The sequence below is a fragment of the Streptomyces sp. NPDC058650 genome, from assembly GCF_042717315.1.
Classification (GTDB): Bacteria; Actinomycetota; Actinomycetes; order Streptomycetales; family Streptomycetaceae; genus Streptomyces.
In genome coordinates, this window is sequence record NZ_JBHXRL010000100.1 from 1 (window position 1) to 1,038 (window position 1,038).

General features: G+C 71.3%; 2 protein-coding genes. One reads left to right on the forward strand and one right to left on the reverse strand.

What is annotated here, in order from left to right; translation table 11 throughout:
- On the reverse strand, window positions 1-256 hold a 256-nt coding region (locus ACFWWU_RS37550; protein ID WP_384153794.1), incomplete at its 3' end, for a LysE/ArgO family amino acid transporter.
- Between the two features lie 71 nt (window positions 257-327).
- On the opposite strand from ACFWWU_RS37550, the gene ACFWWU_RS37555 reads away from it, so the two are divergent.
- The coding region (locus ACFWWU_RS37555) for an ArgP/LysG family DNA-binding transcriptional regulator (RefSeq protein WP_384153797.1) at window positions 328-1,038 on the forward strand (711 nt) is incomplete at its 3' end.

Sequence of the window (1,038 nt, forward strand, 5' to 3'; positions counted from 1 at the left end):
GCCCGTAGGCGACGAGGAACACCGCGCCCGCCCAGCGGATGACGTCGACGAGCCAGGGCACCGCCGTGAGGACCGCGCCGATGCCGGAGACGCCGACCATGATGAGTGCGAGGTCGCTCAGCGCGCAGATCGCCGCCACCGCGAAGACGTGCTCGCGCCGGATGCCCTGCCGCAGCACGAACACGTTCTGCGCGCCGATCGCGATGATGAGCGAGAGGCCGAGGCCGACGCCGGCGAGGATGGAGGAGAGGGGCACGACACGAATGTAGAGGTCGAGAGGGCTTTACTCCAGCTCAAGATTCTTCATCGGCATTAGCATTGCTTCAGATGGAGATCCCGCTCGACCTGGCCCGCACGCTCGCCGTCGTCATCGACGAGGGCACGTTCGACGCGGCGGCCCGGCGGCTGCGCATCACGCCGTCGGCGGTCTCCCAGCGCGTGAAGGCGCTCGAGCAGCAACTCGGGCGCGTGCTCGTCGTGCGGTCGAAGCCGGCCAGGGCCACCGAGGCCGGTGCGCCGATCGTGCGGCTCGCGCGCCAGGTCGCGCTGCTCGAACACGACGCCCTCGCCGAGTTCGGGCTCGACGAGGCATCCGCTCGACCGATCTCGCTCGCCCTCGCCGTCAATGCCGACTCGCTCGCGACGTGGTTCCTGCCCGCCCTCGCCCGCGTGGGGGAGCGGCGCCCGGTCGTCTTCGACCTGCACCGCGACGACCAGGACTTCACGGCCGGGCTGCTCGAATCGGGCACGGTGCTTGGAGCGGTGACCTCGCAATCCGCGCCGGTGGCCGGATGCCTCGTGCGACCCCTCGGGGTCATGCGCTACGAGGCCGTGGCGACGCCCGCCTTCGCCGAACGGTGGCAGCTCTCGCCGGGCGAGCCGGGCGCGTCCGACAGTTCCGTCGTCGTCGCGCTCGACGCCGCGCCCGTCGTCGACTTCGATCGCCGCGACGACCTGCAGCGCGAGTACCTCGCCAGCCGCGGAGTCGACCCGCATCGCCCGCCGCGGCACTACGTGCCGGCGTCGAATGATTTCGCA